The sequence below is a fragment of the Haemophilus aegyptius genome (assembly GCF_900475885.1).
In the GTDB taxonomy this organism is placed as follows: domain Bacteria; phylum Pseudomonadota; class Gammaproteobacteria; order Enterobacterales; family Pasteurellaceae; genus Haemophilus; species Haemophilus influenzae.
The window spans coordinates 579149-605131 of the sequence record NZ_LS483429.1; the positions used below are offsets into that span (position 1 = coordinate 579149).

19 protein-coding genes are annotated in these 25983 nt (G+C 39.2%); 7 read left to right on the forward strand and 12 right to left on the reverse strand.

Features of this window, described 5'->3' with window-relative positions:
- Nucleotides 1-260 precede the first annotated feature (260 nt).
- From rpoB to tehA, 3 genes are all read left to right on the forward strand, one after another.
- Nucleotides 261-4292, forward strand: coding sequence for a DNA-directed RNA polymerase subunit beta (gene rpoB, locus DQN49_RS03085; protein WP_006995189.1), 4032 nt, complete (start codon nt 261-263; stop codon nt 4290-4292).
- A gap of 244 nt (nt 4293-4536) precedes the next feature.
- A complete protein-coding gene (gene rpoC / locus DQN49_RS03090; RefSeq protein ID WP_006995188.1) occupies nt 4537-8787 on the forward strand; it encodes a DNA-directed RNA polymerase subunit beta' in 4251 nt (1416 codons plus the stop codon).
- Nucleotides 8788-8980: 193 nt separating this feature from the next.
- A complete protein-coding gene (gene tehA / locus DQN49_RS03095) occupies nt 8981-9925 on the forward strand; it encodes a dicarboxylate transporter/tellurite-resistance protein TehA (RefSeq protein WP_013527415.1) in 945 nt (314 codons plus the stop codon).
- 52 nt (nt 9926-9977) lie between these two features.
- On the opposite strand, the gene tsaA is transcribed toward tehA, so the two are convergent.
- The gene (gene tsaA / locus DQN49_RS03100; protein WP_006995186.1) at nt 9978-10697 is read right to left on the reverse strand and encodes a tRNA (N6-threonylcarbamoyladenosine(37)-N6)-methyltransferase TrmO; all 720 of its coding nucleotides are present in this window, start codon (nt 10695-10697) and stop codon (nt 9978-9980) included.
- Nucleotides 10698-10758: 61 nt separating this feature from the next.
- Between tsaA and menA the strand changes: the two genes are divergently transcribed.
- Together menA and rraA are read left to right on the forward strand one after the other, a co-directional pair.
- Nucleotides 10759-11670, forward strand: a complete 912-nt coding sequence (menA, locus tag DQN49_RS03105) for a 1,4-dihydroxy-2-naphthoate octaprenyltransferase (RefSeq protein ID WP_006995185.1) — start codon at nt 10759-10761, stop codon at nt 11668-11670.
- Nucleotides 11671-11721: 51 nt separating this feature from the next.
- Nucleotides 11722-12210 carry a ribonuclease E activity regulator RraA gene (rraA, locus tag DQN49_RS03110; protein ID WP_005649446.1) on the forward strand — a complete coding sequence of 163 codons (489 nt, stop codon included), beginning with the start codon at nt 11722-11724 and terminating at the stop codon, nt 12208-12210.
- 139 nt (nt 12211-12349) lie between these two features.
- Here rraA and DQN49_RS03115 read toward each other — a convergent pair whose 3' ends face one another.
- The 9 genes from DQN49_RS03115 to DQN49_RS03155 all read right to left on the reverse strand — a co-directional run bounded on the left by DQN49_RS03115 (nt 12350) and on the right by DQN49_RS03155 (nt 21912).
- Complete coding sequence (locus DQN49_RS03115) at nt 12350-12901, reverse strand: TIGR00645 family protein (RefSeq protein ID WP_006995184.1); 552 nt, start codon at nt 12899-12901, stop codon at nt 12350-12352.
- Between the two features lie 105 nt (nt 12902-13006).
- Nucleotides 13007-14005 (reverse strand): substrate-binding domain-containing protein, encoded by a 999-nt coding sequence (locus DQN49_RS03120; RefSeq protein WP_005686992.1) that lies wholly within the window; start codon nt 14003-14005, stop codon nt 13007-13009.
- Nucleotides 14006-14032: 27 nt separating this feature from the next.
- A complete protein-coding gene (gene rbsK, locus DQN49_RS03125) occupies nt 14033-14953 on the reverse strand; it encodes a ribokinase (RefSeq protein WP_013527417.1) in 921 nt (306 codons plus the stop codon).
- A 96-nt stretch (nt 14954-15049) separates the two neighbouring features.
- Complete coding sequence (gene rbsB / locus DQN49_RS03130; RefSeq protein ID WP_006995182.1) at nt 15050-15928, reverse strand: ribose ABC transporter substrate-binding protein RbsB; 879 nt, start codon at nt 15926-15928, stop codon at nt 15050-15052.
- Between the two features lie 19 nt (nt 15929-15947).
- On the reverse strand, nt 15948-16916 hold the full coding sequence (gene rbsC / locus DQN49_RS03135) for a ribose ABC transporter permease (RefSeq protein WP_005664522.1): 969 nt from the start codon (nt 16914-16916) through the stop codon (nt 15948-15950).
- 15 nt (nt 16917-16931) lie between these two features.
- Nucleotides 16932-18413 carry a ribose ABC transporter ATP-binding protein RbsA gene (rbsA, locus tag DQN49_RS03140; RefSeq protein ID WP_006995180.1) on the reverse strand — a complete coding sequence of 494 codons (1482 nt, stop codon included), beginning with the start codon at nt 18411-18413 and terminating at the stop codon, nt 16932-16934.
- A 13-nt stretch (nt 18414-18426) separates the two neighbouring features.
- Nucleotides 18427-18846, reverse strand: coding sequence for a D-ribose pyranase (rbsD, locus tag DQN49_RS03145; protein WP_005664526.1), 420 nt, complete (start codon nt 18844-18846; stop codon nt 18427-18429).
- A 163-nt stretch (nt 18847-19009) separates the two neighbouring features.
- Nucleotides 19010-20452 (reverse strand): DNA recombination protein RmuC, encoded by a 1443-nt coding sequence (gene rmuC, locus DQN49_RS03150; RefSeq protein ID WP_006995179.1) that lies wholly within the window; start codon nt 20450-20452, stop codon nt 19010-19012.
- Between the two features lie 164 nt (nt 20453-20616).
- A complete protein-coding gene (locus tag DQN49_RS03155; RefSeq protein WP_006995178.1) occupies nt 20617-21912 on the reverse strand; it encodes an NAD(P)/FAD-dependent oxidoreductase in 1296 nt (431 codons plus the stop codon).
- Between the two features lie 140 nt (nt 21913-22052).
- Between DQN49_RS03155 and DQN49_RS03160 the strand changes: the two genes are divergently transcribed.
- Nucleotides 22053-23105 carry an extracellular solute-binding protein gene (locus DQN49_RS03160; protein WP_006995177.1) on the forward strand — a complete coding sequence of 351 codons (1053 nt, stop codon included), beginning with the start codon at nt 22053-22055 and terminating at the stop codon, nt 23103-23105.
- A gap of 69 nt (nt 23106-23174) precedes the next feature.
- Here the strand turns inward: DQN49_RS03160 and hslU are convergent, their stop codons facing one another.
- Nucleotides 23175-24509 carry an HslU--HslV peptidase ATPase subunit gene (hslU, locus tag DQN49_RS03165; RefSeq protein WP_013527418.1) on the reverse strand — a complete coding sequence of 445 codons (1335 nt, stop codon included), beginning with the start codon at nt 24507-24509 and terminating at the stop codon, nt 23175-23177.
- 10 nt (nt 24510-24519) lie between these two features.
- Entirely contained in the window at nt 24520-25047 is a 528-nt protein-coding gene (hslV, locus tag DQN49_RS03170) for an ATP-dependent protease subunit HslV (RefSeq protein WP_006995175.1), read from the reverse strand.
- A 219-nt stretch (nt 25048-25266) separates the two neighbouring features.
- Here hslV and aphA point away from each other — a divergent pair, with 219 nt between their 5' ends.
- Nucleotides 25267-25974 (forward strand): acid phosphatase AphA, encoded by a 708-nt coding sequence (gene aphA / locus DQN49_RS03175; RefSeq protein WP_005652021.1) that lies wholly within the window; start codon nt 25267-25269, stop codon nt 25972-25974.
- Nucleotides 25975-25983 lie beyond the last annotated feature (9 nt).

Here is a 25983-nt window from a genome sequence, read left to right on the forward strand (position 1 = left end):
AAATTAGCAAAGATTTAGATTGATTTTTAATCAATTTTGACCTTTTATTGCTTAATTTAACCGTGTTTTTGATAGAAAGCACATCCACACAATGACAAATTCACCGTTATTTGTCGTTGTTTTGCTCAAGTTGTCGTTCTATGTAATTTGAGTTGTCACCCCACTATAGAAGTAAGGTTCAGAGTGCGGTCATTTTAACGGTCATTCACGTCACAGTTAGTTTGTGGCTAGGTCACTGAACAGTTAGCAGAGGAAAACCAATGGGTTACTCCTATTCTGAAAAAAAACGAATTCGTAAAGATTTCGGTAAACGTCCGCAAGTTTTAAATGTTCCTTATTTATTAACCATTCAGTTGGATTCTTTTGATAAATTTATTCAAAAAGATCCTGAAGGTCAGCAAGGTTTAGAAGCGGCATTCCGTTCTGTATTCCCTATTGTCAGTAATAATGGCTATACAGAATTACAATATGTAGATTATCGTTTAGAAGAGCCAGAGTTTGATGTACGTGAGTGCCAAATTCGTGGCTCAACTTATGCAGCAGGCTTACGTGTAAAATTACGTTTAGTGAGCTACGATAAAGAATCTTCTTCACGCGCAGTTAAAGATATTAAAGAAAATGAAGTTTATATGGGGGAAATCCCATTAATGACGGATAACGGTACTTTTGTAATTAATGGTACCGAGCGTGTTATCGTTTCACAATTACACCGTAGTCCAGGTGTATTCTTTGATTCTGACAAAGGTAAAACCCATTCTTCAGGTAAAGTGCTTTATAACGCACGCATTATTCCTTACCGTGGTTCTTGGTTAGATTTTGAATTCGATCCAAAAGATAACTTATTTGCGCGCATTGACCGTCGTCGTAAATTACCGGCAACAATCATTCTTCGTGCATTAGGCTACACCACTGAAGAAATCTTAAACTTATTCTTTGATAAAATTACCTTTGAAATCGCTGGCGATAAATTGTTAATGACTTTAGTGCCAGAACGTTTACGTGGTGAAACGGCTTCTTTTGATATTGAAGCAAATGGCAAAGTGTATGTTGAACGTGGTCGTCGCATCACTGCTCGTCACATTAAAGCATTAGAAAAAGATAATATCTCACAAGTAGTTGTGCCTTCTGAATATATTTTAGGTAAAGTTGCGTCGAAAGATTATGTTGATTTAGAGTCTGGCGAAATTATTTGTCCTGCAAATGGCGAAATTTCGTTAGAAACCCTCGCAAAATTAGCACAAGCTGGTTACACCACGATCGAAACTTTATTTACTAATGATTTAGATTATGGTCCATATATTTCTGAAACGCTACGTGTCGATCCAACTTATGACAAAACTAGTGCGCTTTACGAAATTTATCGTATGATGCGTCCGGGCGAGCCACCAACACCAGAATCTTCAGAAGTGTTATTCAATAATTTATTCTTCTCTGCAGAACGTTATGATTTATCTACAGTAGGTCGTATGAAGTTCAACCGTTCTTTAGCTTTTCCAGAAGGGGAAGGTGCGGGTATTTTAAGCAATGAAGATATTATTGCGGTAATGCGTAAATTGATCGACATCCGTAATGGTCGTGGCGAAGTAGACGATATTGACCATTTGGGTAACCGTCGTATCCGTAGCGTGGGCGAAATGGCTGAAAACCAATTCCGTATCGGTTTAGTGCGTGTTGAAAGAGCGGTCAAAGAACGTCTATCTTTAGGCGATTTAGATGCGATCACGCCACAAGACTTAATTAACCCGAAACCGATTTCTGCGGCAGTAAAAGAATTCTTTGGTTCTTCACAGCTTTCGCAATTTATGGATCAAAACAACCCATTGTCAGAAGTGACACACAAACGTCGTATTTCTGCATTAGGTCCAGGCGGTTTAACGCGTGAGCGTGCAGGCTTTGAAGTGCGTGACGTACATAATACTCACTATGGTCGTTTATGTCCGATTGAAACCCCTGAAGGTCCAAACATCGGTTTGATCAACTCACTTTCTGCTTTTGCACGTACTAATGATTATGGTTTCTTAGAAACACCATATCGTAAAGTGGTTGATGGTCAAGTTACTGAAGAAATTGAATACTTATCTGTAATTGATGAAGCAAACTACATCATTGCACAGGCAAACTCAAACTTAGACGAAAATAACCGTTTTACTGATGCTTTCGTTACTGCTCGTGGTGAACGTGGTGAATCTGGTTTATATAAACCTGAAGATATTCACTATATGGATGTTTCGACACAACAAGTGGTATCTGTTGCGGCTGCATTAATTCCATTCCTTGAGCATGACGATGCGAACCGTGCGTTGATGGGTGCGAACATGCAACGTCAAGCAGTTCCAACATTACGTGCGGATAAACCATTAGTTGGTACAGGTATGGAAAAACCAATCGCACTTGACTCAGGTGTTGCGGTTGTTGCAAAACGTGGTGGTACCGTTCAGTACGTTGATGCGTCTCGTATTGTGATTAAAGTAAATGAAGATGAGACCATTGCAGGTGAAGCTGGTATTGATATTTATAATTTAATTAAATACACTCGCTCTAACCAAAATACTTGTATTAACCAAATTCCTTGTGTGAATTTAGGCGATCCAATTAATCGTGGCGAAGTATTAGCAGATGGTCCTTCAACTGATTTAGGGGAACTTGCATTAGGTCAAAATATTCGCGTAGCGTTCATGCCTTGGAACGGCTATAACTTTGAAGACTCAATGTTAGTTTCTGAACGTGTTGTTCAACAAGACCGTTTCACTACCATCCATATTCAAGAATTATCTTGTGTTGCGCGTGATACTAAGTTAGGTGCAGAAGAAATTACTGTGGATATTCCAAACGTAGGTGAATCAGCGTTAAGCAAACTTGATGAATCTGGTATCGTTTATGTCGGCGCTGAGGTTAAAGGTGGCGACATCTTAGTAGGTAAAGTAACCCCTAAAGGCGAAACTCAATTAACCCCAGAAGAAAAATTGTTACGTGCAATCTTTGGGGAAAAAGCTTCCGATGTGAAAGATTCTTCATTACGCGTGCCAAATGGTACATCAGGTACGGTTATTGATGTTCAAGTCTTCACTCGTGACGGCGTAGAAAAAGATAAACGTGCATTAGAAATCGAAGAAATGCAACTTCGTGAAGCGAAAAAAGATTTAACTGAAGAGTTAGAGATTTTAGAAGCTGGTTTATTTGCTCGTGTGCGTAATCTTCTTATTTCTAGTGGTGCGGATGCGGCGCAATTAGATAAAGTAGAGCGTACTAAATGGTTAGAACAAACCATTGCAGATGAAGAAAAACAAAACCAATTAGAACAGCTTGCTGAGCAATACGAAGAACTTCGTAAAGAGTTTGAACATAAACTTGAAGTGAAACGTAAGAAAATCATTAAAGGCGATGATCTTGCACCAGGCGTATTAAAAGTGGTGAAAGTTTACCTTGCAGTGAAACGTCAAATCCAGCCGGGGGATAAAATGGCGGGTCGTCACGGTAACAAAGGTGTTATCTCGAAAATTAACCCAGTTGAAGATATGCCATACGATGAAAATGGTCAGCCAGTTGAAATCGTATTAAACCCACTGGGCGTACCGTCTCGTATGAACATCGGTCAGATCCTTGAAACTCACTTAGGTTTAGCGGCAAAAGGTATTGGTGATCAAATCAATGCAATGCTTAAACAAAAACAAGAAGTGGAAAAATTACGTAGCTATATCCAAAAAGCATACGATTTATTAGGTAATGGTTCACAAAAAGTGGATTTAAGCACCTTTACTGATGAAGAAGTATTGCGTTTAGCGGGAAATTTACGTAAGGGCTTACCAGTTGCAACGCCAGTGTTCGATGGTGCAGACGAAGCGGAAATCAAAGAGCTATTAAAACTTGGTGGATTACCAACTTCAGGTCAAATCACCCTTTACGATGGTCGTACTGGCGAGAAATTTGAACGTCCAGTAACCGTGGGTTATATGTACATGCTAAAATTGAACCACTTAGTTGATGATAAAATGCACGCTCGTTCAACAGGTTCTTATAGCCTTGTTACACAACAGCCATTGGGTGGTAAAGCTCAATTCGGTGGCCAACGTTTCGGTGAGATGGAGGTATGGGCACTTGAAGCATATGGTGCAGCCTACACCTTACAAGAAATGCTAACTGTGAAATCCGATGATGTGAATGGTCGTACGAAGATGTATAAAAATATCGTAAGTGGCAACCAACATATGGACCCAGGCACACCGGAATCTTTCAACGTAATTATGAAAGAAATCCGCTCACTTGGTTTAAATATCGAGTTAGACGAAGAGTAATCACTGATTACTATAAATGGTGCTGATCCCTTGGCTCCACCCGTTTACGGGGGGAGCTGGCGCGAAGCGACTGAGGGGGGATTTATATCCTAAGCCCCCTTCCGCCCTTCGGGCACCTTCCCCCGCAAAGCAGGGGAAGGCAAGAGGAACAACAACATAAGATTTGAAATCGCCGAAGTGCGGTCAAAATTCTCCGAAATTTTTAACCGCACTTTAAACCTTTAACTCCGACAGGAGAACATTTGTGAAAGACTTAGTTAAGTTTTTAAAAGCACAATCAAAAACCAGTGAAGATTTTGATGTGATTAAAATTGGGTTAGCTTCCCCAGATATGATCCGTTCTTGGTCATTTGGTGAAGTGAAGAAACCTGAAACCATTAACTACCGTACGTTCAAACCTGAACGTGATGGTCTTTTCTGTGCGCGTATCTTCGGGCCTGTAAAAGATTACGAATGTTTATGTGGTAAATATAAACGTTTAAAACACCGTGGTGTGATTTGTGAAAAATGTGGTGTTGAAGTCACTCAAACTAAAGTTCGTCGTGAACGTATGGGTCATATTGAACTTGCATCGCCAGTTGCACATATTTGGTTCTTAAAATCATTGCCGTCTCGTATCGGTTTACTTTTAGATATGCCATTGCGCGATATCGAACGTGTACTTTATTTTGAAATGTACATCGTGACCGAACCTGGTATGACGGACTTAGAGCGCGGTCAATTATTAACAGAGGAACAATACCTTGACGCTGAAGATCGTTGGCAAGATGAATTTGAAGCGAAAATGGGTGCCGAAGCGATTCAAGATCTCTTAAAAGGTATGGATCTTGAATCTGAATATGAAAAATTACGTGAAGAATTACAAGAAACTAACTCTGAAACTAAACGTAAAAAAATCACTAAACGCTTAAAATTATTAGAAGCATTTGTTCAATCTGGTAATAAACCAGAATGGATGGTTATGACGGTACTGCCAGTTCTTCCACCAGATTTACGCCCATTAGTACCACTTGATGGTGGTCGTTTTGCGACTTCAGATCTGAATGATTTATATCGTCGTGTGATCAACCGTAACAACCGTTTAAAACGTTTATTAGATTTAATTGCGCCAGATATTATTGTGCGCAACGAAAAACGTATGTTACAAGAATCTGTTGATGCCTTATTAGATAATGGTCGTCGCGGTCGTGCAATTACAGGTTCTAACCGTCGCCCATTAAAATCATTAGCGGATATGATCAAAGGTAAACAAGGTCGTTTCCGTCAAAACTTATTAGGTAAACGTGTTGACTATTCAGGTCGTTCTGTAATCACTGTTGGTCCATACTTGCACTTACACCAATGTGGTTTACCTAAGAAAATGGCATTGGAATTATTCCGTCCGTTTATCTATGCGAAATTAGAAAGCCGTGGTTATGCTACGACAATCAAAGCGGCTAAGAAAATGGTTGAGCGTGAAGATGCGATCGTTTGGGATATTCTTGCGGAAGTTATTCGTGAACACCCAATTCTATTGAACCGTGCGCCAACACTTCACCGTTTGGGTATCCAAGCGTTTGAACCGATCTTAATCGAAGGTAAAGCTATTCAATTACACCCACTCGTTTGTGGTGCGTTCAACGCAGACTTCGATGGTGACCAAATGGCGGTACACGTTCCATTAACCCTTGAAGCGCAATTGGAAGCTCGTGCGTTGATGATGTCCACCAATAACGTGCTTTCTCCAGCAAACGGTGATCCTATTATCGTTCCATCACAAGACGTGGTATTAGGTCTTTACTATATGACCCGCGAAAAAGTGAACGGTAAAGGTGAAGGTATGTTATTGCAAGATCCTCGCGAAGCTGAAAAAGCATATCGTACAGGCGAAGCAGAATTACATTCTCGCGTGAAAGTGCGTATTACTGAATATGTGAAAAATGAAGTGGGCGAATTTGATGCGAAAACCACGCTGACTAATACAACTATCGGTCGTGCAATCTTATGGATGATCGCGCCGAAAGGCATGCCTTATTCATTGTTCAACCAAACATTAGGTAAAAAAGCCATTTCTAAACTGATTAACGAAGCTTATCGTCGTTTAGGTTTAAAAGAAGCGGTAATGTTCGCTGACCAAATTATGTATACCGGTTTTGCGTATGCAGCACGTTCTGGTTCATCAGTTGGTATTGATGATATGGAAATTCCAGCGAAGAAATACGAAATTATTTCTGCAGCGGAAGAAGAAGTAGCTGAGATCCAAGAACAATTCCAATCAGGTCTTGTGACGGCAGGTGAACGCTATAATAAAGTAATCGATATTTGGGCTGCCGCGAATGAGCGCGTAGCGAAAGCGATGATGGAAAACTTATCTCAAGAAGAAGTCATCAATCGCGAAGGTAATCCTGAAAAACAAGCGTCCTTTAACAGTATCTTTATGATGGCTGATTCTGGTGCGCGTGGTTCTGCAGCGCAGATTCGTCAGTTAGCAGGTATGCGTGGTTTGATGGCTCGTCCAGATGGCTCGATCATTGAAACCCCAATTACAGCAAACTTCCGTGAAGGTTTGAACGTATTACAGTACTTTATTTCAACCCACGGTGCTCGTAAAGGTTTGGCGGATACCGCATTAAAAACAGCGAACTCAGGTTACTTAACTCGTCGTTTAGTTGATGTGGCACAAGACTTAGTGATCGTAGAAGATGACTGTGGTACGCATGAAGGCTTAGTCATGACCCCATTAATTGAAGGTGGAGATGAAAAAGTGCCACTTCGTGAATTAGTGTTAGGTCGTGTAGCTGCAGAAGATATTTTAAAACCAGGTACAGAAGAAGTATTAATTCCGCGTAACACCTTATTAGATGAAAAACTCTGTGATGTGTTGGATGCAAACTCTGTAGATAGCGTAAAAGTACGTTCTGTTGTAACTTGTGATACTGATTTTGGTGTATGTGCGAAATGTTATGGACGTGATCTTGCGCGTGGTCATTTAATCAACCAAGGCGAAGCGGTGGGCGTTATTGCCGCTCAATCTATCGGTGAGCCGGGTACACAGCTAACAATGCGTACGTTCCATATTGGTGGTGCGGCATCTGCGGCAGCGAAAGAATCTAGTGTGCAAGTTAAAAACACTGGTACAGTGCATTTAATGAATGCAAAATTCGTGACTAACGATGAAAGCAAACTAGTATTAACTTCTCGTAACACGGAATTAACTATTACTGATGCATTTGGTCGTACTAAAGAACATTATAAAGTGCCTTATGGTGCGGTATTAAGCAAAGGTAACGGTCAAGAAGTCACTGCAGGCGAAACTATCGCAAATTGGGATCCACATACCATGCCAGTTGTCTCTGAAGTATCTGGTTTTGTGAAATTTGTAGACATTATTGATGGTTTAACTGTGACGCGTCAAACAGATGAATTAACAGGTTTATCATCAATCGTGGTTCAAGATGTGGGTGAACGTGCAACTGCGGGTAAAGATTTACGTCCAACTATTAAATTAGTTGATGCAAATGGCAACGATATTTTCTTACCTGAAACTGATGTTCTTGCACAGTACTTCTTACCGGGTAAAGCAATTGTAAGTTTAGACGATGGCGCAGCAGTGAAAGTAGGGGAACCATTAGCACGTATTCCGCAAGAATCTGTGGGTACTAAAGATATTACTGGTGGTCTACCACGTGTTGCGGATTTATTTGAAGCACGTAAACCAAAAGAACCCGCTATCTTAGCTGAAATTTCTGGTATCGTGTCTTTCGGTAAAGAAACCAAAGGTAAACGCCGTTTATTAATTACTCCTGCAGAAGGCGAAACTTACGAAGAAATGATTCCAAAATGGCGTCAGCTCAACGTATTTGAAGGCGAAATGGTACAACGTGGTGACGTAATTTCTGATGGTGCTGAAACACCACATGACATTTTACGTTTACGTGGCGTGCGTGCAGTAACTGAATACATCGTGAACGAAGTGCAAGATGTTTACCGCTTACAAGGGGTAAAAATCAACGATAAACATATCGAAGTAATTGTTCGCCAAATGTTACGTAAAGCGGTAATTACTAAAGCTTACGACTCAGAATTCCTTGAGGGAGAACAAGTCGAAGTGGCTCGCGTGAAAATTGTTAATCGCCAACGTGAAGCAGAAGGTAAACCACCAGTTGAATTTGAACGTGAATTATTGGGTATCACTAAAGCGTCTCTTGCGACTGAATCCTTCATCTCTGCCGCATCGTTCCAAGAAACTACTCGTGTTCTTACCGAAGCAGCAGTGGCAGGTAAACGTGATGAATTGCGTGGCTTGAAAGAGAACGTAATCGTAGGTCGTTTAATCCCAGCAGGTACAGGTTTTGCGTATCATCAAAATCGTCACAAACATCGTTTAGTTGATGATGTCGTAGCGAAATTATCTGAAGAAGATGAAGCTGCTATCGCTGATGAATTTGTTATGACTGCAGATGATGCAAGTGCGAACTTAGCTGAAATGCTTAACATGGCAGATGATGCGGAATAATTAATTCCCTGTATGAGAAAACCCGAATGAAAGTTCGGGTTTTTTATTTTTATGAAAATGGGTAGAGGTTTTATGCCAGAACAACAAGTATGTTTCTTCATAGAAATTCACAAAAATTTGAGACTTTTAGAAAAGTCTGTTGTTGATAGTTATGTTACACTTTGCTCATATTTTTCAAAATAAGGATCATACTATGAATATAACAAAGCCTTTTCCTCTTCCAACAGGATATTTCGGTATTCCTCTTGGTTTGGCAGCCTTATCTTTAGCTTGGTTTCATTTAGAAAACTTATTTCCTGCTGCGCGAATGGTAAGTGATGTTCTTGGCATTGTAGCAAGTGCGGTCTGGATTTTATTTATTTTAATGTATGCGTATAAACTTCGTTATTACTTTGAGGAAGTTCGTGCAGAGTATCATAGCCCAGTTCGTTTTTCCTTTATTGCATTGATTCCTATTACAACTATGTTGGTAGGCGATATTCTTTATCGTTGGAATCCTTTAATTGCTGAAGTTTTAATTTGGATTGGAACGATTGGTCAATTACTTTTCTCAACATTACGTGTCAGTGAATTATGGCAAGGTGGTGTATTTGAGCAAAAATCTACTCATCCTTCGTTTTATTTGCCTGCGGTTGCTGCAAATTTTACCAGCGCAAGTTCATTAGCATTACTTGGCTATCATGATTTAGCCTACTTATTCTTTGGCGCAGGAATGATTGCTTGGATTTTTTTTGAGCCTGTATTATTACAACATTTACGTATTTCATCTCTTGAGCCACCATTTAGAGCCACAATGGGGATTGTTTTAGCACCTGCGTTTGTGTGTGTATCTGCTTATTTGTCACTCAATCACGGCGAGGTGGATACGTTAGCTAAAATCCTTTGGGGATATGGATTTTTGCAATTATTTTTCTTATTGCGATTATTCCCTTGGATTGTGGAAAAAGGACTTAACATTGGCTTATGGGCATTCTCATTCGGATTAGCGTCTATGGCAAACAGTGCTACCGCTTTCTATCATGGCAATGTTTTACAAGGCGTGTCTATTTTTGCCTTTGTTTTCTCAAATTTAATGATTGGCTTATTAGTTCTAATAACAGTTATTAAATTAGCTAAAGGGCAGTTTTTCCTAAAATAAGACATTTAAATTAACTAAGGCAGGGATTACCTGCCTTATTTACATATTACATCTATTTGTCTTTTTCTATTTCAATCACTTCTACACAATCAAGCGTACCCGCTTTAATTCGCCATTTCACATTAAATTCATACAAACTCATACCATAAATACGATCACTCGGTTTACCTTGTTGATAGGCTGGGCGAGGATCTTGCTCTAACACTTGGCGAATGAAACGACTTAAGTGCGGTCGTTTTTCTTCTCGTTTTTTTACCGCACTTTTGACTTGCTCGGTAAATTCAACAGTCAGTTTTACTGGTGGTTTTTCTTGGGCAAAGCTCGATTGCGCATTTGGCTCGCTATCCGCATAGGCAATATAGGGTTTGATATCGAAAATGGGCGTGCCATCCACTAAATCCACCGCACCTAAATGGAGAAAAACGTTACCGTTGATGCATTCTACTTGATGTAATTTAACTTTGGATAAACCGAGAGGATTTGGGCGGTGCGTTGTGCGTGAAGCAAATACACCAACTCGTTGATTACCGCCTAACCGAGGTGGGCGTACGGTGGGTTGCCATTTTCCTTGTTGGATTTGGTCGAACTGAAAAATTAACCAAAGATGACTGAATTGTTCTAATCCTCTCACGGCTTCAGGCGAATTATAAGGCGGTAAGAGTTCTACAATGCCTACTCCGTCTTCAACTAAATTAGGTTGGCGTGGTACGGAGAATTTTTCTTTATAAGGCGTGTAGATAATGGCGATAGGCGATAAGGTTAAATCATTCATAAATTGGGTGTCTTAGTGTAGAATACGCGGCTTATTGTAATCAAAAGTGCGGTCAAAAAAAATGACAAATGAAAAATTGAAAATGTGGTGGGAAACGGCTCGACCAAAAACTTTGCCCTTAGCGTTGGCATCGATTTTCACGGGTTCGGCATTAGGTTATTGGGCGAATCCACAAGGTTTTAATGGGCTTGTAATGGTGCTTTGTTTACTCACGACAATTTTATTGCAGGTGCTTTCTAATTTTGCCAATGATTATGGGGATCATCAAAAAGGTTCAGATACTGAAGAACGTATTGGGCCATTACGTGGCATTCAAAAAGGCGCAATTTCAGCAAAAGAACTGAAATGGGGATTAATTCTAATGGTGATGGCAAGTTTTCTTTCAGGAAGTTTCTTGATTGGAATCGCTTATGAAAATCTCTCAGATTTATTCGCTTTCGCTGGGCTTGGAATTTTAGCTATTGTTGCTGCCATTACTTACACAGTTGGGGTAAAACCTTATGGTTATATGGGCTTGGGCGATATTTCTGTGTTGGTATTTTTTGGTTTGCTTGGTGTTGGCGGTACTTATTATTTGCAAACTCACAGTATTGATAGCCACATTATTTTGCCTGCTATTGGTTCTGGCTTATTGGCAAGTGCGGTATTAAATATCAATAATTTACGCGATATTGAACAGGATGCGAAAGCTAGCAAAAATACCCTAGCCGTTCGTTTAGGTGCATATAAAGGGCGTGTTTATCATTGTATTTTATTAAGTGTGGCGACCCTATGTTATTTAGCATTTGCGGTGGTAACGGCTATTTCTTGGACAAATTATTTATTTGTATTAGCAATGCCGTTGTTAGCTAAACACGCGATCTTTGTTTATCACAGTCAGCAGCCAAGTGAATTGCGTCCAATGTTGGCTCAAATGTCTATGATTTCGTTATTAATCAATATCTTGTTTAGTTTAGGCTTGCTTATCGGCTAAATCGGCATATACTAAAGCAAACAAAATTTTAACAATCGATAGGGGAAAGTTATGTTTATTGATACTTCAGAACTTTGCGATCTTTATGCAGAACAAGTGGATGTCGTGGAGCCAATTTTTTCAAGCTTTGGTGGCGTAAGTCATTTTTACGGTAAAGTCACTACAGTAAAATGCTTTGAAAGTAATGGATTAATTGCTGAAGTATTAGAAGAAAACGGCGAAGGTCGAGTGCTTGTCATTGATGGCGGTGGTGCGGTACGCCGTGGTTTGATTGATGCAGAATTGGCTCAACTTGCCGTTGATAATGGTTGGGAAGGCATTATTGTATATGGTGCAGTACGCCAAATTCAGCAATTAGAAAACCTCGATATTGGTATTCATGCCCTTGCGCCAATTCCAGTCAGTGCAGATGAAAGCAGTGCTGGCGAGAGTGATATTCCAGTGAATTTTGGTGGCGTAACCTTTTTCCCAGAAGATTATATTTACGCAGATCTGACAGGAATTATACTTTCGCAAGAGCCTCTAGATTTAGAAGATTAATTTCTACTTGATTAACATCTTAGTATTTTATTTAAGCTTTCCTATTCTAAACGGCGTATGATACTAAAAAATTAAATTGTAACTATATCATATATAAAACCCCGTTCAATTTGAACGGGGTTAAAAGTGCGGTAAATTTTTAATGTGTTTTATGGCTTGTGCTATACAAAATTTTGTCCGTATAAGCTAAAGCAATTGCCGACACTAAAAAGCCTAAGTGCAACAATAACTGCCACATCATCGTTTTTTCTGGCATATTGCTTGCATTCACAAAAGTTTGCAACATATGGATAGATGAAATGCCGATAATAGACATAGAAAGTTTAACTTTCAACACGGTGGCATTTACGTGGCTCATCCATTCAGGCTGATCAGGATGATTACGCGTACGCAATTTAGATACAAAGATTTCATAACCGCCGATAGTCACCATCACAAGCAAGTTGGCGATCATCACGACATCAATCAAATTCAACACGCCTAACATAATTGTGTTGGAATCCATATCATTGACATTAATCACCAACGCCCATAATCCTTTGATAAATTTATAAGAGTAGATTGCAAGGGTGACAATCAAGCCCAAATAAATCGGCACTTGCAACCAGCGACTAGCAAAAATGATTTTCGCGATAATATTCGATTGTTCGTTATATTTCGCATAAGGATCAACAGGTTTGTTTTCTTTCATAAGATTTTATTCCTAAATTAAACAGTGGGTTAAATAAACAAAAAAAACGCAAGAAAATAGCAGTTTTTTTGAAAATAGCAATAAGGAAATTGAGTTATTCTAATTTTATTTGAAACTGTAAATAGACTCTCTTAACACACAAGTCGGTTCTAAAACCAAAGTGCGGTAATTTTCATTAGGATTTTTAATTCGTTGCAATAGTGTTTCAACAGCGAGTTTGCCAAGTTCAGCTTTCGGTTGGCAAATGGTGGAGAGAGGAGGCGAGAGGTAACGAGCCAATTCAATGTCATCATAACCCATAATTGAAAGATCTTGCGGAATACGTAAGCCTTGTTGCTGAATAGCTTGGTATGCACCAACAGCAATGGTGTCACTACAACAAAAAACTGCTGTTGGACGTGAAGATTGAGTAAGTAAAGATTGTATGCCAAGTACACCGCCTTCAAAGTCAAAATGACTTTCGACAATCCAATGAGGATTTAACGCAATTTTTGCTTCCGAGAGCGCATTTTTATAACCTTGCAAACGATTTTGTGCGACAGATTTTTTGAGATTTCCCGTAATAATGCCAATTTTACGATGTCCTGCATCAATTAATGCTTTTGTCGCCAAATAGCCACCAAGTGCTGAATTTTCGAGTATTTTATCTGCATTTAACTCAGTAAACCACCAGTCCATCACAACCAGTGGCAGCGAAATGGCTAACTCTATATCAGCCTGAAAACGGCTATCACCACACATCAAAAGCAAACCATCCACTTGTTTGTGCATTAGAGTTTGCAGATTTTGTTGTAGGCGTTTGGCATCTCCACCCGTTGTAGCAATAATAAGATTATATTGATTTTTCTGACAATATTGCTCCACGCCAGCCATCACTTCCGCAAAGAAGGGATTATTTGTTGCGGTGACAAGTAGCCCGATAGTTTTGGTTTCGCGCACCTTAAGGCTTCGTGCAACAGCTGAGGGGGTGTAATTCAGTTCAGCGACAATACGCATCACTTTCTCACGAATTTCATCGCTAACAAAACGCGATCCATTAATGACATGTGAAACTGTGGAAGTCGAAACTTGCGCCAGTCGTGCAATATCTTTCATTGTCGCCATAAAAACACCCTAAAAATTCACCGCACTTTAAGCGTGTTCAAGAAATTCCAAAGTTTCTTGCCGCATTGGAATAGAGGATTGAGCCCCTTTTTTCGTCACACTAATCGCAGCGGCAGCTTGCCCAAAACGAATGGCTTCATCAAAGGATTTTTCTTCCAATAAAGCCGTAACAAAACCGCCATTAAATGTATCACCAGCTGCGGTAGTATCTATTGCTTGCACACAAAAGCCCTTAATGATGCGGCTTTTACCTTTTCGACTGACAAACACGCCTTTCGCACCAAGGGTAATCATTACGGTTTTAATGCCTTGATCGTGAAAAACACTCGCAGCTTTCACCGCACTTTGCTCGTCGGTTACCGCTACCCCCGTCAGGATTTCAGCTTCAGTTTCATTTGGTGTAATAATATCAATCAAACTCAATAATTCGTCCGATAAAATCTGCGCTGGAGCAGGATTTAGCACAACCTTAACACCATTTTTCTTAGCGATTTGAGCAGCCAGCTCCACACCAGAAAGTGGGGTTTCTAATTGCATTAACAAGCAATCCGATTGTGCAATTTGTGCCTCACTTTGACGAACAACCATCTCACCCAAATGTGCATTTGCACCGCTAGCCAACACAATACTGTTCTCACTAGACTTGGCGACTTGAATAAATGCCATTCCCGTCATTTCCTGTGAAACGGTATTAATATGGGTTGTATCAATTCCTTCTTGCTCAAACGCATTTTTCATTGTTTTGCCTATGCTATCTGATCCAATGCAACTAATGAACGCGACCTTTGCCCCTAAACGAGCGGCTGCCACTGCTTGATTGGCACCTTTGCCACCATAGGCAATTTGATAATTTTGACCTGTTAGCGTTTCACCGGGTTTAGCAAAGTAAGGCACAGAAATAACGTGATCAGCATTGATACTACCGAGAACCGTGAGGGTTTTTCTCATTATTTTATCCTGTATTGTTATATTTTTTCTTTCTACACAATGGGACAATATAATTTGCCCCATAATGTGATATAACGAGCTTATTTAGTAGATAGATTATTCACTTATTACTTTCAAATCTACTGGAATTTTCGCTTCAACTTTTTCGACCTTTAAGATTTTATCAGCGGTAACAATACCTAATGAACCAATAAGCTCGGGTTGTTGTGCGATAGTTGCTGCCATTTTGCCACTTTTTACCGCTTTAACACCATCATCGGTACCATCAAAACCTACGATAAGGACTTTTTTATTTGCGGCTTTCACCGCACGTAATGCACCTAATGCCATTTCATCATTTTGCGCAAAAATTGCTTGAACATCACCTTTAGATGCCAACAAATTTTCCGTTACATTCAAACCTTTTGTTCGATCAAAATCTGCTGGCTGACTGGCAAGCACATTGAATTTATGAGCATCAATAGCTTGTTTGAAACCCTCACCTCGTTCGCGTGCCGCAGATGTTCCTGCAATACCTTCAAGTTGAATCACCTTGGCATTATCGCCTAATTTCTGTGCGATAAAATCACCTGCCATTTTACCACCTGCGATATTGTCAGATGCGATATGGCTCACTACGTTTCCTTTAGCTGCGCCACGATCTAATGTAATTACTGGAATATGCTTACGGTTTGCAATCGCCACTGCGTTGCCAACTGCTTCAGAATCAGTTGGATTGATCAATAATATTTTTGCACCACGCACAGTTAAATCTTCGACATTAGCTAATTCTTTAGCAGGGTCATTTTGTGAATCAAGCACGACTAACTTATAACCTAATTCATCCGCTTTTTTCTGTGCGCCATCTTTTAACGTTACAAAAAATGGGTTATCTAATGTAGATACTGCCAAAGCGATTGTGTCTTGTGCAGAAGCAGAGCCAGAAACAGCCAAACCTAATAATAAAGCAGAAGTAAGTGCGGTTAGTTTTTTCATAGTTTCTCCTTAAAGTGAGTTACAGTTTTTTTGTACCAAGATAGTTATCGGCTAAAACAGCAACCAAAATAACCAACGCTTTTGCTATCATTTGATAGTAAGATGAAATATCTAATAAATTTAATGCATTGTTTAAAAATCCGATGATTAATGCACCGATGAGAGTTCCCATTACACGACCTTTCCCCCCCATCAAACTGGTTCCACCGACTACCACGGCGGCAATTGCATCTAATTCATAAGATACGCCAGCAGTGGGTTGAGCGGAAGATAAACGTGAAGTTACAATTAAACCCGCCAGCGCAGAAAGAAATCCACTCACCGCAAAAACAAATACTTTGATTTTATTGACGTTAATACCTGAAAGTTGGGTCGCTGCCTCATTTCCACCTAAAGCATAAATATAGCGACCGATTGGTGTGTGTTTTAAAATATACCAAGCAACCGCAAACACGATACTCATAATCCAAATTGGTACTGGGATACCTAAAACATAGCCTGTACCAATGCTAGCAAATAGATCAGCATTATCCGAAAAACCTGTCGTAATAGGGCGACCATCTGTATAAACCATTGTTATACCACGCAGTAAGGTCATGGTAACCAAGGTAGCAATAAAAGCCTGAACTTTCCCTTTTGCCACAATTACACCACTTATGCCACCAAGAAGTGTTCCAATCAATAAAACCACAGGAATGACTAAAAAAATAGGCAATTCGATACTCACCATTGAAGCGGCGATTGCACCTGTCAATGCCAATACAGATCCAACAGAAAGATCTATACCTGCAATTAAAATAACGAAAGTCATACCCACGGCAATAATCGCATTAACTGAAGTTTGGCGTAAAATATTCAAAATATTATCTACGCTAAAAAAATCAGGATTAATCATTGATACAATCGCGATAAGAATAATCAACGCAATAAAAGAACGCTGTTCAATCAAAAATCTTCCTATTTGAAAATTAGATGTTTCATTTTTCATCATACTTACCTACTCTTATTTACCAATAGCTGCTGCTAATAACTTTTCTTGTGTTGCCTCTTCACGAGAAAATTCTGCACTAATTTTACCTTCACGCATTACCAACACTCGATCGCTCATACCAAGCGCTTCTGGCATATCAGATGAGATCATTAAAATACTCAAGCCCTCTTTCTTAAATTCATTAATCAACTGATAAATTTCTTTCTTCGCGCCAACATCTACGCCACGAGTTGGTTCATCTAAAATTAACACATTTGGGCGAGTCATTAATCCACGAGCAATTGCCACTTTTTGTTGATTTCCACCAGATAGCAAACCTACTTGTTGATCACGATTAGGTGTTTTAATGTTAAACATCAGAATAAAGTCATCTACTGCCATTTTTTCCGCTTGATGACGAATACTGCCTTTTTGTGAAAAATGATCGAGCGATGTGAGTGACATATTTTCTTTTACTGACATTCCTAAAACCAAGCCATCACCTTTACGATCTTCAGAAATATATACAATACCATTATCCAAACCATCTTGCGGACTGAGATTCTCAATCTCTTGATTTTTTAACCGCACTTTTCCCGCCGTTTTTGGCAAAGCACCGTAAAGTAGCTTGCCGAGTTCCGTTCTACCCGCGCCCATTAAGCCCGAGACACCAACAATTTCACCAGCATGCAATTTGAAGGAAACATCATCAATGCCGCTTCCGCTCACATGTTTCACATCCAATACACATTCGCCTTTTTCTTGTGATAAATGCGGATATTGTTCATCAAGACGACGACCAACCATCATTTCAATTAAATCATCTTCTGTAATTTCTGCCACAATGCGTTCACCGATAAATTGACCATCGCGTAAAACCGTCACATCATCACAAATTTGGAAAATTTCTTTTAAACGATGAGAGATATAAACAATGCCACGATTTTCTGCTTTGAGTTCACGAATCACATTGAATAGGGCTTCGGTCTCCGTATCTGTGAGCGCATCGGTTGGTTCATCCATAATGATAACTTTGGATTCAAAACTTAAGGCTTTGGCTATCTCCACCATTTGTTGCTCACCAATAGAAAGTTCAGCGCAAAGCTGTTTACTGCTGTGAGTTACCCCCAAACGCGCAAGTAGCTTGTCTGCTTCTTGGTGCATTTTCTGCCAGTTAATCGCTCCCCACGAGGTTTTAAATTCACGACCAAGGAAAATGTTTTCTGCAATCGTGAGATTACCGACCAAATTCAGTTCTTGGTGAATAATACTAATGCCAGCTTCCTGTGAGGCTTTAGGTCCATTGAAATTAACTGATCGATTAAGATACTCAATTGTGCCTGCATCTTTAGAATAAATACCAGTAAGCACCTTCATCAAAGTCGATTTACCCGCCCCATTTTCTCCCATCAATGCCATTACGCGTCCAGCGTAAACAGAGAAACAGGCATTATTCAAGGCTTTCACACCTGGAAATGACTTATCAACACCACTAATTTTGAGTAAAGTTTCCATAATTTCACCCTGATTAAAATGGCACGCCAGAATATAAAATCACATTGGCATAAGGTGAACATTCTCCAGTACGAACAATAGCTTTACTTTCGAGGGTGAATTTTTTAAAAGTTTCGTGCGATACAAATTCCACTTGTATTTGATTACCCTGATGGCTTTCAAGTTGTTGAAGTTGTGTTAAAAGTGCGGTCAATATTTCTGGATTTTTTTCTTTAATTTCTTCTGCAATAACAACGCGTTCAACATACATTTCATTCGTTACTACATTCAACGTTTGTAGAAAACTTGGTACACCCGCAGTTAATGCGAGATCGATACGTTCCACACTTAATGGAATTGGAAGTCCCGCATCGCAAATCGTCAAACTTTCTGTGTGACCAACAGAAGCGATACAACGAGAAAGTTGCGCATTTAATAACATTGTTTTTTTCATATATTTCCTCTTTCCACCTTTATCGAAACGTTTCGATAAGACAAATATAGATAACAAAAATAGAAAAACAACTAAGAAATTTCAAATTTGGGATATTGATCACAAAATTTCTAGATAGGATAAAAAATTCTCCGACCAAATTTACATTCAATCGGAGAATAAATTATTGAAGATTTTCTTGATTTAAGACATTCAATCTAGCCAAATCCAGCTGATTATTCAATAAGTCCACATCGGGCATCGTTTTATTGGCTTTTGCGGAAAGGGTTTTAAATCGCTCTACTTTGCCAACTAACCCTTGTTGGCCAACAAGTGCGGTGACGGTGCTGTTGTATTGGTTGCTGACAGTGGAAAGCGTATTGCCGAGTTTGTTTAAACGCTCTGCCACCAAACAAATTTGGTTATAGATTTCGCCCGCTTTTTCAGCAATTTCTTTGGCTTCAGCATTACCACGTTCGATACGCCAGAGGTTTGCCACGGTGCGTAAAATCGGCATTAGCGTAGTGTGAGAGACCATAATTACATTGCGTTCATAACCGTAATTAAATAAGGCAGGATCAGCTTTTAAAGCCTCAATATACGCAGGTTCCACCGCAATAAACATAAGAACAAAATTCGGACTACGCATGCCAATCAGATTGCTGTAATCTTTTTTATGCAGATCGTTAATATGGGTTTTTAATGCAGAAATATGTTCTTTCAGTAAACGCTCTCGTTCAAAATCATCCTCAGAATTCACCGCACTTTCGTAAGCCACTAACGACATTTTGCTGTCGATAATTAAGTGTTTTTCATCAGGTAAATTCAACACAAAATCAGGATAATTTCGTCCACCTTGTTCATCTTTAAAATGCACTTGAGTGCGGTAATGTACATTTTCTTCAAGTCCTGCCAGTTGCAACGCTCGTTCTAATTGCACTTCGCCCCAGTTGCCTAACGTTTTCTTTTCGCCTTTCAGTGCAGAAGTTAAATTACTCGCCTCTTGCGACATATTCAGACCAATTTCCAGCACTTTTTTAATTTCCGCTTCCAATCCAGCATTGCCTTTCACGGATTCGGAGTGAATTTCATTGACGCGTTTTTGGAAACCTTCAATTTGCTCACGGAAAGGCTTGAGCAAGGTTTCCAATGCCGTTTGATTTGATTGACTAAATGATCGACTTTTTTCATCCAAAATACGATTTGCTAGGTTTTGAAATTCCACACTCAACTGCAGCTTAGATTGTTCAAAGTTCTGTTGTTGTGCGGAAAAATATTTTTCTTTCTCTGTTAAGGTTGTTTGTAACCCCGTTAATTCTTGAGAAAGTGCGGTCAATTTTTCAGTCAAATTTTGTCGTTCTTGCGTGAGATGATGTATTTGTTCATCACGTTCAGTTAAACGATATTGCAGTCCTTGATTTTCAGTCTGTACTTTAATTGTTTGTTGTTCAAACTGGTTTTTAATGCTACTAAGTTCATCAAATTTACTGGCAAGCTGATTATAATCTTGAGTCGTCTTCGATAATTCTTGATGAAGATGTGTATATTTTTGCTGGCGTAGAATAAGTAATAAAATCAATATAATAACAACAGCTAACAAGCTGAAAAGTAACAAATTTTCTGACATATTTCTCTCTTAATGGAAAACACAAATTGTAGCGAAAAATATTATTTTAATTCTTGCTTTAAAGTGCGGTAAATTTTTTAACTGATTTAGAATTTATATCCATACAAAATTTAATTATTTTAGTCAATTTTGATGGCAATGCTTTAGAAAAAAATTGTTGTATTTTAACGGTATTTATCTAAAAACTTGTAATACTGCACACCAATCTTTGTCGCAAGATCTTTGATAATTCGACCACCATAAACAGAAGGGACTTTCAGTCCTTCAAAAATAGATAAACGTTCATCGTCACCCAAAATCGCCTCAGCTACAATTCGCCCCGCAAGACCAGTCAAAGCAACACCGTGACCAGAATAACCATGAGCAAAATAAATATGCGGAGAAATACGACCAAAATGTGGCGTTGAGTTTAAGGTCATATCAATCGGGCCAGCCCAGCCATAATCGATTTTTACATTTTCAAGTTGCGGAAATACACACAACATATTTTTCCGCATAATCGCGACCATATCTTTTTCTGAGCTCGAATCACTACCAAAAAGCAAGCGATTGTCAGCACTTAAACGATAATAGTCTAATAATAAATTGTTATCGCACACCGACATGCCATTATTAATGACAGAATCAGCAACCGCTTGGCTTAACGGCTCTGTGGCGATAATAAAACTTTCCATAGGTAATATTTTACGATTAATTCCGTGATGAATAGATTTCGGGAGGACATCAATATAAGCATTGGTGGCTAAAATAACGTCTTGAGAAATAACCGCACTTTTAGCTGTTTTAACCTCAACACAACCATTTTTCTCAACCATATCCACGACAGGAGATTGTTCAAAAATCTGAACACCCAGATCGACACAAGCTTTCGCTAAACCTAAACAATAATTAAGTGGATGCAAATGCCCTGAATTACTATCAAATAGCCCCCCCACATAAATATCACTGCCTAAGTGCTGTTTTAATTTAGTTTTATCCCAAAGTTGCATATTCTGATAGCCAAAATTTTTATGACTTTCTTTTTCCATTTCAATTAAGTCATCCATTCGGCGTTCATTTAATGCTAATGTGGCATAGCCTTTTTTCCAGTCGCATTGAATGCTATATTTTTCAATACGTTCATCAATAATATCAATGGTCTCTAATGACATATTCCAAAGTTTATGTGCTTTATCTTCGCCAACTTGTTTAACGTATTCATCAATGCCTTCTTCAAAGCCATTAATTGCCTGCCCACCACTACGACCAGAAGCACCAAATCCTACTCGAGCGCCCTCTAATACAATGACTTTTTTTCCTTTCTCCGCCAGTTCTAATGCTGCAGATAAACCAAAAAATCCAGCCCCGATCACACATACATCAGCATGTTCAATTTGAGTGAGCGGCGGGAATTGAAAATCTTGGTTACGAGAGTCGAAATAATAAGAGCGAACGTGTTCTTGATAGGCAAAATTAAGCATAAAAAATCCCTTAGGAAAAAACTGGCAAAATCTTACCCCGAAAGGGAAATATGTCAAACCTTTTAGAAAAAAATGCTATACTGTGCGCGCGCAAAATTTGCGTGTTTTATGATGAACGATAACCCTCGGAGGTCAATAAATTGAAAAAATTCTTTGCTCACTCACTCAAAAATCTTTTCCTTTCCACCACCGCACTTTTCGCGGCTTCCGCTTTTGCCAATAACAAACTTTACGTCTATAACTGGACAGACTATGTGCCTTCTGATTTAGTCGCACAGTTCTCTAAAGAAACTGGCATCGAGGTAATTTATTCTACCTTTGAAAGCAACGAAGAAATGTATGCGAAACTTAAACTTACTCAGAATACTGGTTCTGGCTATGATTTGGTGTTTCCATCAAGTTACTACGTAAATAAAATGATTAAGGAAAAGATGCTCCAACCGATTGATCAAAGTAAATTGACCAATATTCATCAAATCCCTAAACATTTATTAAATAAAGAATTCGACCCAGAAAATAAATATTCATTACCTTACGTTTACGGCTTAACAGGTATTGAAGTTAATGCGGATGAGATTGATCCTAAAACCATCACTAGCTGGGCGGATTTATGGAAACCTGAATTTAAAGGCAAAGTTCTCATGACCAGTGATGCGCGTGAAGTGTTTCACGTAGCATTATTGCTGGATGGTAAATCGCCAAATACCACCAATGAAGAAGACATCAAAACAGCTTATGAGCGTTTAGAAAAACTGTTACCAAATGTAGCGACTTTTAACTCTGATTCTCCTGAAGTCCCTTACGTACAAGGCGAAGTTGCAATTGGTATGATTTGGAATGGTTCAGCTTATTTAGCGCAGAAAGAAAATCAATCTCTTCAATTTGTGTATCCAAAAGAAGGGGCTATTTTCTGGATGGATAATTATGCTATTCCGAATTCCGCTCAAAACGTGGAAGGCGCACATAAGTTCATCGACTTTTTACTTCGCCCTGAAAATGCAAAAATTGTTATCGAACGTATGGGCTTTTCTATGCCAAATAATGGGGCGAAAACATTGCTAAGCACGGAAGTTGCTAATGATCCAAAATTATTCCCACCAGCGGAAGAAGTGGAAAAAGGAATTATGCAAGGCGATGTAGGAGAAGCGGTCGATATTTATGAAAAATATTGGAGTAAATTAAAAACTAATTAGTTTCTCAATTTAGAAAACAAAAAAGTGCGGTAAAAATTTACCGCACTTTTATATGTAAAATTTTTATCTTTAAAGAATAAAACGACTCAAATCTTCATTTTCAACCACTTCGCCAAGTGCATCCGCAACATAAGCCGCATCAATATTGACCGTTTGACCATTCATATCGCTTGCACTGAAAGAAATTTTATCCATTAAACGCTCCATTACCGTATGCAAACGGCGTGCACCGATATTTTCCGTTTTTTCATTCACTCGGAATGCCGCCTCAGCAATTTTCTTAACCGCCTCTGTTGTAAATTCAATATTCACGCCTTCTGTTGCCATCAACGCTTTATATTGTTCGGTTAAAGAAGCATGTGGCTCTGTTAAAATACGCTCAAAATCCGCCGCACTTAATGCGGTAAGTTCAACACGAATCGGCAAACGCCCTTGTAGTTCAGGGATTAAATCTGAAGGACGAGCAACTTGGAATGCACCCGATGCAATAAATAAGATATGATCAGTTTTAACCATTCCGTGCTTGGTGCTAACTGTCGAGCCTTCTACTAACGGAAGTAAATCACGTTGCACGCCTTCACGCGATACATCAGCACCACTGTATTCGCCTTTCTTACAAATTTTGTCGATTTCATCGATGAAGACGATACCATTTTGTTCCACAGCATCAATGGCTTTTTGTTTAAGTTCTTCAGGGTTAATTAATTTCGCTGCTTCATCATCAATCAACGTTTTCAACGCATCTTTAATTTTCATTTTGCGTTTTTTCGTTTTATCTGAACCCAAATTTTGGAACAATGATTGCAGTTGATTTGTCATTTCTTCCATGCCTGGAGGAGCCATAATTTCAACCCCCATAGATACGCCAGCAGACACATCAATTTCGATTTCTTTATCATCTAATTGACCTTCACGTAATTTTTTACGGAACGCTTGGCGAGTACTGCTGTGACTATCATGGTTTTCAACTTCGCCCCACTGATTTTTTGCTGGAGGAAGTAAAGCATCCAAAATACGCTCTTCAGCCACGTCTTCAGCTCTTGCTCTGTTCTTCGCAATTTCTTGTTGGCGAACAAGTTTCATCGCACTATCCGTTAAATCACGAATAATGGAATCCACCTCTTTCCCCACGTAACCTACTTCAGTAAATTTCGTTGCTTCCACTTTGATAAATGGTGCGTTAGCTAATTTTGCTAAACGGCGCGCAATTTCAGTTTTACCCACACCAGTTGGGCCAATCATCAGGATATTTTTTGGGGTTACTTCGTGACGCAGAGGTTCTTGAAGCTGCATACGACGCCAGCGATTACGCAGCGCAATCGCCACTGCACGCTTTGCATCGGCTTGACCAATAATATGTTGATCTAATTCAGAAACTATTTCACGAGGAGTCATTTCAGACATAGCTTTTTCCTTAATTCGGTAATTCTTCAATAGTGAAATTGGTATTTGTGAACACGCAAATATCACCCGCAATTTTCAAAGATTTTTCAACAATTTCACGAGCAGAAAGTTCGGTATTTTCCGCCAATGCACGTGCTGCAGACAACGCATAGTTACCCCCCGATCCGATTGCTAAAATTTGATCTTCTTCGGGCTGAACCACATCGCCAATACCCGTGATGATTAAACTTTCTTTTTCATCCGCCACAATTAACATCGCTTCTAACTTACGAAGTGCGCGATCTGTACGCCAATCTTTCGCTAATTCCACCGCACTTTTTAGCAAATGCCCTTGATGCATTTCAAGTTTACGTTCAAATAATTCAAAAAGTGTAAATGCATCTGCCGTTCCACCCGCAAAACCAGCAAGCACTTTGCCATTATATAAACGGCGTACTTTACGGGCATTACCTTTCATTACGGTATTGCCTAAAGAAACTTGTCCATCACCGCCTACGACGACTTGCCCATTGCGATGTACGCTTACAATCGTTGTCATTGTTCTGTCCTTTATAAAGTGAAAAGTTGTTCGTTATATGGCGACAAATTGATTAAATTCAAGAGGGAAATTTATATTGTAGATTTATTCTTCACTCATAAATAAAAAATGTGAAGTGGATCATACTTTGAAACAGCAAACGATTGCTAATTATTGAATATAAGCTAAAAAAATGTATGATCTGAGCGGTTTTTAAATCAACGTTTGTGAGGAAAGGCAATGAAAAACGGCATAAAATTATCTGTAATCGCACTTTTAACTGCAGCTGCAGTTCCAGCGATGGCAGGCAAAACAGAACCTTATACTCAATCTGGCACTAATGCTCGTGAAATGTTACAAGAGCAAGCAATTCATTGGATTAGTGTTGATCAAATCAAACAAAGTTTAGAAGGTAAAGCACCAATTAATGTAAGCTTTGATATTGATGATACCGTGCTTTTCAGTAGCCCTTGCTTTTACCACGGACAACAAAAATTCTCACCAGGTAAACACGATTATTTGAAAAACCAAGATTTCTGGAATGAAGTAAATGCAGGTTGCGATAAATATTCTATTCCTAAACAAATTGCCATAGATTTAATTAATATGCACCAAGCACGTGGCGACCAAGTTTACTTTTTCACTGGCCGTACTGCTGGCAAAGTGGATGGTGTAACACCAATTTTAGAAAAAACGTTCAATATTAAGAATATGCACCCAGTTGAATTTATGGGCAGCCGTGAACGTACAACAAAATATAACAAAACGCCTGCAATCATTTCACATAAAGTGAGTATTCACTATGGCGACAGCGATGATGATGTACTAGCAGCTAAAGAAGCAGGTGTTCGTGGTATTCGTTTAATGCGTGCCGCAAACTCTACTTATCAACCAATGCCAACTTTAGGCGGCTATGGCGAAGAAGTGTTAATCAATTCAAGCTATTAATTGACCGCA

Bases quoted from the DNA above. Each gene is read 5' to 3' on its own strand.
- aphA (WP_005652021.1), top strand. From the start codon at position 25,267: ATGAAAAACGGCATAAAATTATCTGTAATCGCACTTTTAACTGCAGCT.
- menA (WP_006995185.1), top strand. From the start codon at position 10,759: ATGACAAATGAAAAATTGAAAATGTGGTGGGAAACGGCTCGACCAAAA.
- hslU (WP_013527418.1), bottom strand. From the start codon at position 24,509: ATGTCTGAAATGACTCCTCGTGAAATAGTTTCTGAATTAGATCAACAT.
- rbsC (WP_005664522.1), bottom strand. From the start codon at position 16,916: ATGAAAAATGAAACATCTAATTTTCAAATAGGAAGATTTTTGATTGAA.
- rbsD (WP_005664526.1), bottom strand. From the start codon at position 18,846: ATGAAAAAAACAATGTTATTAAATGCGCAACTTTCTCGTTGTATCGCT.
- rraA (WP_005649446.1), top strand. From the start codon at position 11,722: ATGTTTATTGATACTTCAGAACTTTGCGATCTTTATGCAGAACAAGTG.
- DQN49_RS03120 (WP_005686992.1), bottom strand. From the start codon at position 14,005: ATGGCGACAATGAAAGATATTGCACGACTGGCGCAAGTTTCGACTTCC.
- rbsA (WP_006995180.1), bottom strand. From the start codon at position 18,413: ATGGAAACTTTACTCAAAATTAGTGGTGTTGATAAGTCATTTCCAGGT.
- DQN49_RS03115 (WP_006995184.1), bottom strand. From the start codon at position 12,901: ATGAAAGAAAACAAACCTGTTGATCCTTATGCGAAATATAACGAACAA.
- hslV (WP_006995175.1), bottom strand. From the start codon at position 25,047: ATGACAACGATTGTAAGCGTACATCGCAATGGGCAAGTCGTCGTAGGC.
- rbsK (WP_013527417.1), bottom strand. From the start codon at position 14,953: ATGAGAAAAACCCTCACGGTTCTCGGTAGTATCAATGCTGATCACGTT.
- rbsB (WP_006995182.1), bottom strand. From the start codon at position 15,928: ATGAAAAAACTAACCGCACTTACTTCTGCTTTATTATTAGGTTTGGCT.
- tehA (WP_013527415.1), top strand. From the start codon at position 8,981: ATGAATATAACAAAGCCTTTTCCTCTTCCAACAGGATATTTCGGTATT.
- rpoB (WP_006995189.1), top strand. From the start codon at position 261: ATGGGTTACTCCTATTCTGAAAAAAAACGAATTCGTAAAGATTTCGGT.
- rmuC (WP_006995179.1), bottom strand. From the start codon at position 20,452: ATGTCAGAAAATTTGTTACTTTTCAGCTTGTTAGCTGTTGTTATTATA.
- tsaA (WP_006995186.1), bottom strand. From the start codon at position 10,697: ATGAATGATTTAACCTTATCGCCTATCGCCATTATCTACACGCCTTAT.
- DQN49_RS03155 (WP_006995178.1), bottom strand. From the start codon at position 21,912: ATGCTTAATTTTGCCTATCAAGAACACGTTCGCTCTTATTATTTCGAC.